At 50.9% G+C, this 14,760-nt stretch carries 12 protein-coding genes; 1 reads left to right on the top strand and 11 read right to left on the bottom strand.

Features of this window, described 5'->3' with window-relative positions:
• Positions 1–9: 9 nt before the first annotated feature.
• The 5 genes from hslU to priA form a co-directional block, all read right to left on the bottom strand.
• Positions 10–1,347, bottom strand: coding sequence for an HslU--HslV peptidase ATPase subunit (hslU, locus tag CWE11_RS08005; protein ID WP_126777097.1), 1,338 nt, complete (start codon positions 1,345–1,347; stop codon positions 10–12).
• Positions 1,348–1,366: 19 nt separating this feature from the next.
• Entirely contained in the window at positions 1,367–1,903 is a 537-nt protein-coding gene (hslV, locus tag CWE11_RS08000) for an ATP-dependent protease subunit HslV (RefSeq protein ID WP_126777096.1), read from the bottom strand.
• 92 nt (positions 1,904–1,995) lie between these two features.
• Entirely contained in the window at positions 1,996–2,589 is a 594-nt protein-coding gene (locus CWE11_RS07995) for an SPOR domain-containing protein (protein WP_126777095.1), read from the bottom strand.
• 53 nt (positions 2,590–2,642) lie between these two features.
• Positions 2,643–4,391: an arginine--tRNA ligase gene (gene argS, locus CWE11_RS07990; RefSeq protein ID WP_126777094.1), complete on the bottom strand. Its 1,749-nt coding sequence runs from the start codon at positions 4,389–4,391 to the stop codon at positions 2,643–2,645.
• A gap of 142 nt (positions 4,392–4,533) precedes the next feature.
• Positions 4,534–6,747 carry a primosomal protein N' gene (gene priA / locus CWE11_RS07985; RefSeq protein ID WP_126777093.1) on the bottom strand — a complete coding sequence of 738 codons (2,214 nt, stop codon included), beginning with the start codon at positions 6,745–6,747 and terminating at the stop codon, positions 4,534–4,536.
• A 251-nt stretch (positions 6,748–6,998) separates the two neighbouring features.
• On the opposite strand from priA, the gene rpmE reads away from it, so the two are divergent.
• Complete coding sequence (gene rpmE / locus CWE11_RS07980) at positions 6,999–7,211, top strand: 50S ribosomal protein L31 (protein WP_126777092.1); 213 nt, start codon at positions 6,999–7,001, stop codon at positions 7,209–7,211.
• Between the two features lie 77 nt (positions 7,212–7,288).
• Here the strand turns inward: rpmE and CWE11_RS07975 are convergent, their stop codons facing one another.
• The 6 genes from CWE11_RS07975 to CWE11_RS07950 form a co-directional block, all read right to left on the bottom strand.
• Positions 7,289–7,942 (bottom strand): response regulator, encoded by a 654-nt coding sequence (locus CWE11_RS07975; protein WP_126777091.1) that lies wholly within the window; start codon positions 7,940–7,942, stop codon positions 7,289–7,291.
• Positions 7,939–8,640, bottom strand: a complete 702-nt coding sequence (locus CWE11_RS07970; protein ID WP_126777090.1) for a sensor histidine kinase — start codon at positions 8,638–8,640, stop codon at positions 7,939–7,941. Before CWE11_RS07970 ends, CWE11_RS07975 begins: the two co-directional genes overlap by 4 nt.
• Complete coding sequence (locus tag CWE11_RS07965) at positions 8,603–11,785, bottom strand: serine/threonine-protein kinase (protein ID WP_126777089.1); 3,183 nt, start codon at positions 11,783–11,785, stop codon at positions 8,603–8,605. Before CWE11_RS07965 ends, CWE11_RS07970 begins: the two co-directional genes overlap by 38 nt.
• A 93-nt stretch (positions 11,786–11,878) precedes the next feature.
• Positions 11,879–12,712: an FHA domain-containing protein gene (locus CWE11_RS07960; RefSeq protein ID WP_126777088.1), complete on the bottom strand. Its 834-nt coding sequence runs from the start codon at positions 12,710–12,712 to the stop codon at positions 11,879–11,881.
• 13 nt (positions 12,713–12,725) lie between these two features.
• Positions 12,726–13,544 carry a DUF6689 family protein gene (locus tag CWE11_RS07955; protein ID WP_126777087.1) on the bottom strand — a complete coding sequence of 273 codons (819 nt, stop codon included), beginning with the start codon at positions 13,542–13,544 and terminating at the stop codon, positions 12,726–12,728.
• A 226-nt stretch (positions 13,545–13,770) separates the two neighbouring features.
• Positions 13,771–14,760 carry a class I SAM-dependent methyltransferase gene (locus CWE11_RS07950; protein ID WP_157981322.1) on the bottom strand — a complete coding sequence of 330 codons (990 nt, stop codon included), beginning with the start codon at positions 14,758–14,760 and terminating at the stop codon, positions 13,771–13,773.

Genomic DNA, 14,760 nt, shown 5'->3' with positions numbered 1-14,760 from the left:
TGAACCGCGTTAGAGAATAAAGCGGCTTAAATCTTCATCCTCAGCCAACGAATTCAAGTGCTTATTCACGTACTCACGATCGACTGTAAGCGTGGTGCCCTCCATATCCGATGCGTTAAACGAAACCTCTTCCATTAGACGCTCAAGTACCGTGTGTAAGCGGCGAGCTCCGATGTTTTCGGTTTTCTCGTTCACCTGCCAAGCGATCTCGGCAATGCGGCGAATTCCGTCCTCGGTAAACGACACATCCACGCCTTCAGTCTGCATCAACGCTTGGTACTGAACCGTCAATGAGGCATTCGGCTCGGTCAGAATTCGCACAAAGTCTTCGGTCGTGAGCGCACTGAGCTCAACCCGAATGGGCAAGCGTCCCTGGAGCTCGGGGATCAAATCCGAAGGCTTCGACATTTGGAATGCGCCCGACGCTATAAACAAGATATGATCGGTGCGCACCATCCCATGCTTCGTACTGACAGTCGTACCTTCCACTAAGGGCAACAAATCACGCTGCACCCCTTCGCGGCTTACATCGGGACCACTGCTGTCACCACGTTTACAGATTTTATCGACCTCATCCAAAAACACGATGCCATTTTGCTCAACCGCTTCGATAGCCTTTTCCTTAATTTCCTCTGGGTTGAGCATTTTGGCCGCTTCCTCTTCGACCAATTGCTTCATTGCATCTTTGATCTTGAGCTTGCGCTTCTTGGCTTTTCCAGAGCCCATGTTCTGGAACATGCTCTGTAATTGCGAGGTCATCTCTTCCATGCCCGGCGGAGCCATGATCTCGACCCCCATATGCGGCATGGAGATTTCAATTTCAATTTCTTTATCGTCGAGCTTGCCCTCGCGCAGTTTTTTGCGAAATACCTGCCGCGTGTTTTCTTGCTCATCGACGCGCTGTTCGTGCTCCTCACCCCAGGTTTTCTTCGCGCGGGGTAATAATGCGTCCAGCACACGCTCTTCCGCCGCATCCTCGGCGCGATGACGCAAACGGGCCATCTCTTGCTCGCGGAGCATCTTGACCGCGGTATCCGTCAAATCCCGAATGATCGAATCGACTTCTTTCCCGACATAGCCAACCTCAGTGAACTTAGTCGCCTCAATTTTGATAAATGGTGCGTTCGCAAGCTTCGCTAAGCGCCGGGCAATTTCCGTTTTACCGACGCCTGTTGGGCCAATCATTAAGATATTCTTGGGGGTGACTTCTTGGCGCAGCTCTTCGTCAAGCTGCATCCGCCGCCAGCGGTTACGAAGGGCCACAGACACCGCACGCTTTGCGCTCTGCTGGCCAATGATATGACGGTTTAATTCATCCACAATCTCACGTGGGGTCATGTTCGACATGGGAACTCCTCGCTCGGGTTTAACCGGCAGACTCGGCATCGAGCGTCTCGATGGTCTGGAAACTATTGGTGTATACGCAGATATCGCCTGCAATGGTGAGGCTCTTTTCAACAATATCAGGTGCGCTTAATTGGGTGTTTTCAAGCAAGGCGCGTGCTGCCGCCTGAGCGAACGGGCCGCCTGATCCGATAGCGATAAGATCATCTTCCGGCTGAACCACGTCACCATTGCCAGTAATAATCAGTGAAGTCGTCTTATCTGCAACCGCAAGCAGTGCCTCGAGGCGGCGCAACATTCGGTCCGTCCGCCAATCTTTAGCCAGCTCAACGGCAGCACGGGTCAGGTGTCCTTGATGCTTCTCAAGTTTAGCTTCAAAGCGTTCGAACAACGTGAACGCATCGGCGGTTCCGCCGGCAAATCCGGCCAGTACTTGGCCGTTGTACAAGCGTCGCACTTTGCGTGCATTGCCTTTCATGACAGTGTTGCCCAGTGAAACCTGGCCATCGCCGCCGATAGCAACTTTGTCACCACGACGAACGGATACGATTGTGGTCATGTCATTTCCTCTTTATCGGTCATGGAAGAGGAAATGCGGGCGACCATTCAGGATTTCAATAGGGAGAAGCGAATCAAGCGACGTAAAGATGCTTAATCGAGGTTCCACAACCAGATCTGGCAACCATAAATACCCGAGCGTTGCAGTTGATTGTTCACGCGTTGGGCTGCGCGAAGATTCTCAAACGGACCCAAAATCACACGGAACCAACGTCCGTTGCTGCCGTGACTTTCACGCACTTGCGATTCGAACCCTTGCATGGCAATGCGTGCTCGCAAGGTATCTGCATCGGCGTAGTTGCGGAATGAGCCACACTGCATGAGCCGCGGACGGGCCTCTTGGCGCTCTGGCACGTCCACCTCAACGGTGCGTGTTTCTAGTTCACGAATGTATGTCCAGCGTTCTTCTGGCTTTTCTGGTAGCGGGTCGAGCTCACGCTCGGTTGGTGCGTTCGGGGAGTCTTGGCTCGAAACGATCCGCTCAGGCTCACCGCTTTTTAAAAACCACAGACCAAATGCAAAGGCCAACACGGCAATCAGCGCGATCACGACCTGCTTTACCGGCGGTTTTTGCCCCCCTTGCCCTTGATTCCGCACAGCACCGCGAGAACGCCCTCCTTTTCCGCGACCTTTCGGTGCAGGCTTGCGTTTCTTTGGCGCTCCTTTCTTTGCGTAATCAACTGGCATAGGGGTTCCACATCATTATTATTGGTTTACCGCGCAACGTGTGAGCGGGTCCATTACATCTTTTCGAGCGTTTCAATACCTAACAACGCCAAACCTTGTTGCAAGGTCCGTGCGGTCAGTGCCGCCAACTTCAGGCGGCTTTGCTTCAGTGCATCATCATCGCTGTTCAAAATAGGGCAGGCTTCATAGAACGATGAGAATGCACCGGCCAATTCAAACAGATAGCCGCACAAGAAGTGAGGCATTCCTTTCGCACCCACCGTGGCGATGATTTCTGGGAACTGCGCCAGCTTTGCAGCCAATGCTTCATCTTGCTCGGTTGCCAAATCGATGCTGCCCTGAACATCGTCATGGGTCAGGCCCGCTTTTTGGAACAAGCTATTGACTCGAGTATAAGCATACAACAGGTAAGGCGCGGTATTCCCTTCAAATGACAGCATCGTATCCCAATCAAATACATAATCGCTGGTCCGGTTTTTCGATAAGTCCGCATATTTAACCGATGAGATCCCAACCACGCGCGCAACATTGGCCTGTTCTTGTGCACTCAAGTCCGTGCTTTTGGCTGCAATCAAATCTGCTGCACGTCGCTCTGCTTCATCCAACAGATCCGCAAGTTTCGTGACGCCTCCATCGCGGCTCTTATACGGGCGACCGTCTTTACCAAGCACCATTCCAAAACCAAGGTGCTCCAAGCTGGTTGATTCACTGGCGTAACCTGCCTTGCGACTCAGGGTGAAGATTTGTTGGAAATGCAATGACTGACGCGCATCGACCACATAAATCACTCGCGTGGCGTTTAGCTGCCCCGCACGATACCGAACTGCTGCAAGGTCGGTCGTTGCATATAGATAACCACCATCCTTTTTCTGCACGATAATCGGCAGGGGCTCATCATCTTTGCCTTTGAATTCCTCTAAGAAAACACACTTTGCGCCTTGGTCTTCGACCAACAGGCCCTTCGCTTCAAGATCGATCACGACGTTGGCGAGGTCGTCGTTATATGCGGATTCAGCCATCACGTCCGACCGTTTCAATTGAACATTCAAGCGGTCATACACTTCTTGGCAATGGGCCAATGACGTCTCGATAAACTGCATCCATAAGGCTTTGCAATGTGCATCGCCCGATTGCAGTTTCACCACCAGGCTGCGCGCCCGATCAGCGAAACCTGCTTCATCATCAAAGCGCTTTTTCGCGGCTTTATAGAAGGTTTCTAAATCACTGAGCTGGAGCTCGGCAGATGCCCCTTCTTTTTGGACATCCTCCATATGCGCCAGCAACATACCAAACTGCGTGCCCCAATCGCCCACATGGTTTTGTGCAATGACTTTGTGCCCTTGCAGTTGCAAGGTCCGCGCCACCGCATCACCGATAATGGTGGAGCGCAAATGGCCCACATGCATTTCTTTGGCAAGATTCGGTGACGAGTAGTCAATCACTACGATATCTGGTGTTTCTGCCAGTGGAACACCAAGGCGTGCATCTGACCACGCTGCCTCAAGCTGGGCAATTAACTGGCTACGATCCACTGTGAAATTGATAAAACCGGGGCCAGCGATTTCTGCTTTGCCGATGATATCGTTCTTCGGCAAGGCTGCGATAATGGCTTCGGCAAGTGCACGAGGGTTTTGCTTGGCCGGCTTCGCCAACATCATGGCGAGGTTGCTGGCAAAATCTCCATGGCTTTTGTCGCGCGGACGATCCAATTGAATGCGGGGCGACACATCGGCTGGGAGCGTGCCGTTTTGAATCAGAGTGTCCACCGCAGATTGGAGTAACGCTTCAATATTTTGTTTCATGGGAGCCAGACAACCTTAAAAAATCGTATTCGGGATAGAAAAAAGAGTGAGCCACCTGATTGATGCTGCCGGAGCGGGCTCGTTCGTATGGCCGATAGTTTAATCGTTCAGCGACGCAAAAAAAACCGCTCAAACACGCTTCTTACGTGAAATCCTGCGGATCAATGTCGAGGTTCCAACGCGCCTTCCGTGTTTCAGGCAAGGTTTCTATCGAACTCAGCTTAGATAACAATAACTTATGCAAGGACGCACGCTGACTTGCATGCAGGATAAGCTGATAACGATAGCGCCCAGCTTTACGTGCCAAAGGCGCTGGCAGGGGGCCAATCACCGCAACATCTGGGACGCCGGCTTCATTCAAGGTTTCCGCAATAGCATTCAACATGGCCTCCGCTGCATGTTGCTCAAGTGCTTCCGAACGAAAGAGCGCCATTGCCGCATGAGGGGGCAACAATGCTTGCGCACGCTCTGCAAGGGCCGTGCGTGCAAAATCACCGTAGCCGTTGTTGACGAGTTCTTGAATGAGCGGATGCTCTGGGTGGTGAGTCTGCAAGACGACCGTTCCGACCTTTGAGGCACGCCCCGCGCGCCCTGCCACCTGCACATACAATTGAGCAAGGCGCTCAGGGGCCCGAAAATCAGCGCTGTATAGGGCACCATCGACATCCAACAGCGCCACCAAGGTCACATCTGGGAAATGGTGTCCTTTTGCCAACATCTGGGTGCCAATGAGAATTTGATGCTTCCCATCGCTCACCGCATTTAAATGCGCCTCTAACTGACCTTTTCTTCGCGTGCTATCACGATCAATGCGCACCGCTGAGTAGTCAGGGAAAAGCGACTGTATGGTTTGCTCGAGCTGCTCGGTCCCCACCCCACGACTGATCAAGTGGGTACTGCCACAACCACCACACTGACGGGGAATCCGCTGCTGAGCGCCACAGTGATGACATTGCAAGGTGTGATTATGTTGGTGTACCGTCATGCTCGCTTGACACCGTTGGCAATCAGCGACCCACCCACATTCATGACACAGCATGGCGGGTGCAAATCCTCGACGATTTAGAAACAGTAAAACTTGGTTGCCCCGCTCGAGGTGCAACTTCATGGTATTCACAAGTTGCTCAGACAAGCCATGCTGCATCCGTTGCTGCTTTAGGTCCAACACATGATGACGGGCATTTTGGGCATTTCCCGCTCGATGTTTTAGTTCGAGGTGGTGATAACGCCCTTGCAACGCATTGCTTAATGTTTCTAAGGAAGGCGTCGCCGACCCAAGAATGACCCCAAATCCCTCTAAATGCGCGCGTTTGATCGCTAGATCTCGTGCATTGTAACGAAAGCCATCCTGTTGCTTGAACGACGCATCGTGCTCTTCATCAATAATGAGCAGGCCCAAATTCTTAATAGGAGTGAAAATGGCCGAACGGGTGCCAATAATGATCGCAGCATGGCCGTCACGCGCTTGTAACCAGGCTTGTAACCGTTCTTGGTCGCTCAGTCCCGAATGCAACACGACAACCGGCACCTCGAAGCGTGCCCGAAAACGCGCGACCGTCTGAGGTGTTAAGCCAATCTCCGGCACCATCACCAATACTTGCTGTCCGCGCTCAAGCACCTGCGCCATGACCTGCAAATACACTTCGGTTTTCCCACTTCCAGTAACGCCCTCAAGCAACCACACACGTGTCTCGGCATCTTGCAGGCCGGTTTTTATCGCAGCGACGGCAACCGCTTGTTGAGGGTTCAGGGCATGGGGCTCCTCGCCTAAGCTGAACGACCACGCATCACACCCCTTTTGCTCCTCAGAAACATGCACAAAGCCTTTCTCACACAATGTTTTCAATGCGGACGGGCGGTAATCTTCATCGCGCAACTCGGCCTGTGTCATCGGGCCTTTTTTCAGTAAGGCCACGATCCGTTGCTGTTGTGGAGCACGCGCCAGATTTTGGAGTTCCAGCGCGCGGCCCGCATCACTCAAAGCATAAATTTGAACCAGCTGATAACTTGGTGGCTCGCCCTGTTTCAGAGCAATGGGCGCTGCGTGAGTGAGGACTTCACCTAAGGAATGATGATAATACTGAGCGGCCCACTGTAAGAGCTCCCACTGCTTTTCAGGCCATAGTGGTTCGGGATCCGTAACCGCACAGATGGTTTTGAGCTTATTGATAGGGGTGTCGGTCGTGATATCAACTGCGGTGACATAGCCAATCAGTTCACGGGAACCAAATGGAACCCGGACGCGCGCACCGATCTGAGGAGAGGGGAGCGTGGGTGGTAAACAATAATCGAATTGACGGCGCATTGGCACCGGCACGGCAACCCGCACACAGTTCTTTCCGTCATTCTCACTCATTGTCGCAACCCTGCCTGATTTATTCTCAAAGTATGCTACCACGCTCAAGGGAAGCGCGGATAGTTTGATCCTGTCAGAATCTGACCTATGGGTAGATGGACGGTTCTTGATCAATTGCTCAAGACGCTCTATAATCCGCGGCCTTAATTGGGCTCTGCGAGAGCCGATTGAGCTAAACTAAATCGAATTGAATTGCGCGTGGTGTTCGTGGAAAGCACGGATGGCGATGCGGCCTGAACTGAGGTAACCCCATGAAAGAAGGTATCCACCCTAAGTATGAAACAGTGAACGTCACTTGTTCATGCGGTAACACATTCAAAACTCGTTCTACCCGTTGTGAAGATTTCCACATCGACGTATGTTCTGAGTGCCACCCATTCTACACTGGTAAGCAGAAAGTGCTTGATACTGGTGGTCGCGTGGATCGCTTCAAACAGCGTTTTGGTTCACTCAAGTCAAAATAAGACTGAGTGCAAACGCCGTGCTGATGCACAAAAAAGCTGCCTTCGGGCAGCTTTTTTATTTCCTCAGAAAAATAAGCTTATTCAAGCAATCCTTCTCGGGCAGCGAGGCGAATCAATTCTGCAGTATTCGCTACATTCAGCTTGGCCAACACCCGCCCACGATGATTCTCCGCTGTCTTATGACTCAAATCCAACAACCCAGCAATGTCTTTGGTTGTATGACCCTGAACCACCAAGAAAAACACTTCTCGCTCACGACGCGTTAAGGCACCCAGCAGCGAAAAGGTTTTTTGCTTACCACTGGCGGTTCGCTCCAATGATTTTTCCAATACGTCAGGAAAGTACGTGCGACCCTTGTGGATTGCTTTAATGGCCGTCGCCAACTGATCCGTCGACGACTCTTTTAATAAATAGCCGCGCGCACCGGCCCGATGCAGTGCAACCATATACTCAATTTCATCGTGCATGGTTAACACCAGCACTTTTGCATCGGACCGTTGTTGGATGACCCGATCAATGGCCACCAAGCCATTCATTTTGGGCATCGAGATATCCATCAAAATCACGTCCGGGCTATGCTTTACGACAGCCTGCACGAGAGCTAATCCGTCCTCACACTCACAAATAACGTCAAACTCGGGATGCTGACTGAGCATTTGAACTATTCCTTGGCGAACCAAGGTGTGATCGTCCGCTACTACAAGGCGGATCTTATTTTCATATGTTGTCATAGGGGTACCAATACACTTATGTGGCAGCCGCCACCCGGACGGCTCCGTACTTCAAAGTCGGCTGCAAATGCCGCCGCTCGGTCACGCATACTCGACAACCCAACCCCTTGTTCAACTGTGTCCATGTCGAAACCGCAACCGTCATCTATGACATCAAGGCGCAGTGTTGTTCCCGCGCGACTTGCATACAAACTTATCATTGACGCATTCGCGTGTCGCACGCAATTCGTCAATGCTTCTTGCGCAATACGAAACACCAGTATACTTGATGCGGAGTCCACTGGGGTATCTATATCCACCCGCACATCCGTGCGAACGTCACTTCCCTCACATAGGGTCCGAACCAGCCAATGAAGTGCTGCCTCAAGACCCAAGTCATCTAAAATACGAGGCCGCATGAGACGCGACATCTGACGCACATCATCGAGGGCTTGTGTAGCAATTTCGGGGATTTCGCAATCGATAGCACCACTGTCCGCCGCGCTCTGCAAACGTCGCGTTAATGCGGTTAGCAGCTGACCTAAACCATCATGGAGTTCACGGGAAAGCCGAGCACGTTCTGCTTCCTGCTGACTCCATAGCCGTTGAGCGAGGTCACGAAGGGTATCTTGCTCTTGCTGTAATAGCTGGCGTAGCTCCGCCTGACTGCGCCGAAGGGCCTCAATTTCTTGCTCGATCTTGAGTTTCGGATCGCTCATAGACGCGCTGATATGCCTCAATCTGGTCGGGTGTCATATGCTCGAACAATGCACTGCGTAATTCATCGGCGCGTCGTTGCGAGTCCTCATCACTAAAAATCTCATAATACAAATGATTACGCCAGTGATAAGGATAGTTTTGCAGCATTCTACGTAAGTTTTCGCGTGCTGCTTCATCATTAAATTGCACCGCTTGTAAATACAAGCCATGCATATGTTCTTTATACATGACTGGACGTGTTAATTCACGCACTCGCTCCCATTGCCAGCTATCTTTTGGCGCTGGATGCAATTCAAGGGTTAATAGGAGTACACGCAGTTCGGTCTGTACCGGCAGAAGCTGTTTGCGGAACTTGGACCAGAAGACCGCGATATCACTGGCAGTGTATCGTTGCTCGTAGACAGCGACGGTCTTTGTAAGCCATTCCACGAGGATTTCCTGCTCTGCATTCAAATGTTCTGGCTGCTCACTCAACACGTTAATTTGCTCGGTGATGCACACACTATCTGCCAATTGTGCACACATTTCTGCAATCCAAATTCGCGTTTCAATCACCGCACGGATATTTCCAATTTCCTCCGCGAGCTCAAGCGCTCTCATACTGTTTTGCATTGCAGTTTGTACGAGCCCCAAAGAGAAATTTCGATGGCTCAAAAAATATTGAGTTACAAGCTCTTCTTCCGGTCGCCGATCGCGCGATTGCTCAAGCACATCGCTGAGAATTTGAGTTGCGCTTGTGTAATCACCTCGTGTCAGACTTAAGTGCGCCAGATTCAGTTTAGTGCGCAAAATCCCGCTCTGATCCCCAATTCGAGTGAAGATGTTCAACGATTGCTTCCAAAAAATATCGGCTTGACTAAAATCCGCCATGAGGAAATGCATGTAAGCAACGTTGTTGATACTTTCTGCTTGCTGCAATGTAGCGCCCGCTTCTACGCGCAAATCCAACGCGAGTCGATAATGCGTCAGAGCCTCACGGTAGCGCCCCTGCTCCTCAAGTAAAATGCCCCATTCATTCTCTACCTGCGCTAATCCAAGTTGATCGTTATTCTGTGAGAACAACACTGAAGCTTCTGCAAGCGCAGCCTCAGCCTCCGAGTACTGGCGCTGAATACTCTTTGCATTTGCGAGGTTCGCGAGCGTCACCGCGCGGCCCGCGGGATCTCGCTCTTCGGTTCGGAACTGGAGTGCCTCGTTAAAATAGCGCACCGCAGTGCCTGGATCTGACCAGCGAAGGTAGGCGACTCCGAAAGCATTGAGGACCATACCCTGGCCACGCATATTCTCTTGTTGACGAAATTTAATCAGTGCTTGAGTCAGTTCATTATCGAGAGCCTGCTGAATTTCACCTTGAATAATACGAAGCCGCGCGAGCTCGAACCAACGCTCTGCGGAACTCGGGTCAAGCTCTAATGCAGCTTGGTACATTTGAATAGCGGTTTCTGCATCATCTTGCCAAAGCGCCAATTCCGCTCGCCGATCCAGTAAACCTGCACGTCCCGGGAAGACTTGAATTAACCGATCCGTCACCGCAATGGCTGCGGTAACGTCCCCTGCCATTTCAGCCTCGAGTGCTCTTGCCTCTAAATGCCAGTAGTCATCGTCTTGCGAGAGTTCGAATACCCGAGCTAACTGATCGCGTGCCGCTTGTAGATTTCCGCGGTTCGCTGACAGGCGGGCTCCTGCCAACCAACCTCCTGCAAACTCGGGCCATTCCTCTTGAAGCGATTGCGCAAATAGCGCAGCCTCGGCGTCCCGCCCCTCTCGAATAGCCCGGAGTACAGGCTCGACTCGTTGCAACTCTTCAGGACGAACGATCGGTTGACGCGTAGGAAGGGCAAGCTGTTCATTCAAATGACTCAGCAACTGCTCCATCGTTTGGGGGAGAACATCGTTGCTAACCGTACCTTGAAATGCCCCATAGAGGCGATTCCCGGGCATTTCAGCAATCAAAAGCTGAACTCGAGGCGAATCGTCTTGCGATAATTGGCTGTTTTGCAACATCACTAAGACATCGGCATTCACAAGCTGCGATAAGCGATTACGATGCTCTTGCTGACGAAATGGCCTCAAGCCCAAATTTCTCATCAGCGTATCGACACGGTCTTGTTCAATCACATCAACACCACGCTGTGTGATCAAATGCAATTGGAGGAGCTCAGCGATTCCGCTTAAGAGAAAATCGTCTGGGTTATAGACTATCGCAATCCGAGTCGTCTGCATCTCTGAAGCGGGTGAGGTACTTTGCTCACCGACCGGCGATGTCCAGACAAAATACAACATGACAACCACCGAGAGGGCGATGCCCGCGCCTGTGTATGTCATATTCCGTTGTGAGGAGGGGGTCAGACGTTCTTGTGCTTCTTGAACACTTATCCGTTGGTGGGCGAGGGGTTTACTGAGTTGTTTTGCGACTCGCTTTAAGCGAAGGTACCATCGCCAATCGCCCACATGCCATAAACGCTTATGCGTTGCAGCCAACATATCGGACAGTAATCGGCCACTCGAGTAACTGTCGCTGCGCGGTGTCGCCTTCCCGAATTGAGTCACTTCAGGGGCTTTGTAGCCTTGCGAACCGGCGAAGTCCGGGCGAACTAGATCGCCGTGAACCCCAATCCCAAAGTCGAGCAGCACCAAATTCCCGCGCTCATCAATTAAGATATTTTCCGGTTTGACGTCCGCGTGCGTGATGTCATGCCCGTGGCAGGCTTGAAGTGCTAATAGAAGTTGACTGCTCCAACGTTCAGTTTGCTTTCTTGAAATTCCTTCATGCAGAAATTCAGCAAGACTCCGCCCTCCAATCAAGCCCATGGTGAAGAATACCCATTGACCGTCCTGATAAAATTCGAAGACCCGAACAATATTTGGATGGTTTAATTCGCGGGCGAGGAGGACTTCTTGGCGGAGACGACGAACTTGTTCGACATCCAGTGCGTGTTGGGGCGCAATCAATTTGACCGCAATATCTGTGCCGAGAATTTCATCTCGGGCCGCGTAGACATGCGCCTGACCACCAATTCCTATCGCGCCTAAAATGCGAAAACGACCTGCGAGAACGTGGCCTTCAGGCAACGTTCTCGTGGTCGTTAATGACGCAGTGAGTTGACCAGAACGACTACTACTCTGGTCCGAATTGGCTGTCACGTATTTTCTCCATCAGAGCCCCCGCTGATAGTAGCAAGAATATCCTGCTTCATCACATCTTTGCAAAAGCATATGTGCAGAAAACACAAAAAATTAGACCGCCTGAAGCGTAGACAAACGTTGCTCAATGTCTTGGATTTGCAGCGCCATCGAGAGCTGACGTGCAAACGCCCGAACAATCACCAAATCCGTATCCAAAAAGCTGCGTTGTTCAACCGTACTATCAGCGTACAAAACCGCGACGATTTTGCCCTGATGCACCACTGGATAACACAACAGTGCTTGGATATGGTTTTTGACGATACTTTTCGCTTGCGACAGCAACGGATCCGAACTTACCGTTGAAAGCACAACGGGTTTCCCGGTGTTGATCGCTTGCTTAATCGCAGTCCGGCTTCCGGTAAAGTTTTCCGTATCCAACCAAGCGGGGTATCCGGAGCAACGACTAATATCTCCTTGGTCATCCAAGAAGATAACGGCTGCCCGGTCGCTGGAAAGTATCGTACTCAAAGTCTCCGTAGCGGAGAGGAGTAACCGATTCAAGGATGTTTCCCGGAACATTTGCTCACTGGCCGAATTCAAGAACTTGGCTCGCCATTGTCGGAAACTACTTTCCGCAGTGATCTGGCGGTGCCCCACTTGCTCAAAGCGACACTGAACAGGGCCCAGTGTCACTTCTGCAAATTTCGCCAAGTATAAAGTTCGAACCTTTTCGTCACCCACATAACACCCGTTCTGACTATTATGGTCATTTAGTGTCCACTTCCCAGTGCGTGCTTCAAGTCGCGCATGGTAACGAGACACCTGCGGGTCATCAATGACGATGTCACAGTCATCCGCTCGACCGAGCAGATAGTCCTTCCCTTCAAAAAGGATATGACTCTCTGTCGGCCGGTGAGGATATCGAAGTTGAAGGCGTAATGGCATAAAACCCTCAGGATTAGAGTTTGCTTAATGCAAAACGTAGGTTCCGCGCACGGGTCAATAACTCACCCTTTACGTTTTCAATATCGTCTGCTGAACGCCACACATCTGGGATTTTGTCGCCCGATGAACGCTCAACGCTACGAATAAAGTTATTCGCAAGTGCGGTGGCTGCAGTGTAGCGACCGTCATACACATGTGCCTCAATATTGCGGCTCTGCGCACGCAGGTCAGCACTGATGTCATCACCGAGCGCATCGACGTATGAGTATAGGTAGCTTGATAAGTTACGTGCTTTTTCATGCACAAGCACTTTACCATCTCGGTCATCGACCAAAATCAGGAAATCTGAAAATTGCCCAGTTGAACCGCGAGCACGAAGACTACCTGCTGCGGTGAGCGTGGTAATATCTTCAAAGGTTGCTTGGTTGTGTGAACGGAACATCCGCAGGTTGTCTGCATAATCGATGCTTTGAGTATAAAGGTCTAATACCGCTTCGCCGGTGAACGCAAAACCACGGTCAGGGCGCGCATTAACGGTAATCAACACAGGGAACCCGCCATGCAAAGTAGTCAAGTCAGATGGTAAACGGCTGATGATGCTTGGATCAGTAAGACTCACGCGACGCGCAGTCACTTGAAAGTTCGTAGAGTTCAAACCAACGACCTGTTCAAATTCGATCGAAAAATCAAACGACAAGGTTGGGTCTAGTTTTACGTCTGCAACGACACGGTTGTGGTGATAACTCACATTCACGTCAGCCGCAAACGCACTAAAAAACGCTTGGCTTACTAGGCCCAGCGCAAGAATGATGGTCGCAAAATACTTTTGCATCTTCGTAATCCTCAATTTAAACATACCAAAAGCCATTACACTCTTTAGCCTACGTGCATGCTAAGACAACAGCAACTGGCATTGATCCCTTTACGGAGGAGTAATGATGGCAACTGAAATGCGTTTCCGATATAGGGGTTTCCCCTCAATTTGCAGAAAAAAAGCCCTCCTTTCGCAAAAAAGTGGGCTTATTCATTATTTTGTCACATGTTAGTCACAAAAATCGCTATGAATCAGAGCTCTTTACAATCTCAATTGCCCACGCAAAGGCTTCGTCTTCGAACATGAATTCAGAGTGGTCATTTTGCTTACTCGCCTTACCCGATGCCTTAATCAAGGCTTTTACCTCTTTTTCCGTAAGCGCAGCGTTAACTTGATCTTTTACTCGCTGCAGATGAGATTGCAGCAAGTCATAGTGGTAGGCAAGAGCTTCCATTGCCTTTTCCGCCATTTCGACACTTTTTACCGGTGCTACAATATTCGCCACTCGCGTAATAATATCATCCAACCACACGCGCTCCTCGTCCTTCGCGAATCGTTCACGGAGCATGTTCATCAAGAACATGGTGGTTTTTTCAGTCGCCTGCCCATGCTGACTGGCTTTCCACGCGTTATATGACCCGTGCTTCATGATCTCGTGACCAATTCGCACCAATAGATCAGCTTGCATAAACAAAGGGGTTTGGTTCAGCGCATAATCAAAGATGCGAATGCCGGTCTCAGAGTCTTTCACCAAGGATGACGACGCGTGATGGGCCATGATGACCAATTTTCCGCCCGGCTTGAGAACGCGCATAATTTCTTTCACAGCCGCTTTCTTGTCCGCGTATTCGAGTGCAAACTGGCTTAGGACGCAATCAATCGAGTTGTCGTCAAAAGGCAATTTGGCCATATCCGTGTTCCCGTGAAAGGTCACTTTACCCAAAAGCTTTTTAATTGGGGCCGGCGCACGAAGGTACTCTGTCGGATTAATATCCGCTGCATCCACACCATGAATGGTCCAATTCTTTTTGTTTTGCTCGGCAAACTCGGCCGCTAGAACGGCTAATGCACCGTTTCCAGTACCCACATCGACGACGACTGCATCATCGTCTAAATCTTTCAGGTGAAAATGCCAAAATGCGCGAACCTCGCCATCGTATCCTTGCCCTGCATCTCCCTCAGCAAAGCTACTCAAGGCATTCGAACCCTGCCAGTACTGACTCCAGTGTTTCAT

Source organism: Aliidiomarina sanyensis, from assembly GCF_003987175.1.
Taxonomy (GTDB): Bacteria; Pseudomonadota; Gammaproteobacteria; order Enterobacterales; family Alteromonadaceae; genus Aliidiomarina; species Aliidiomarina sanyensis.
The sequence above is the reverse complement of the archived record's forward strand: the minus strand, read 5'-3'. Positions and strand labels throughout refer to the sequence as shown.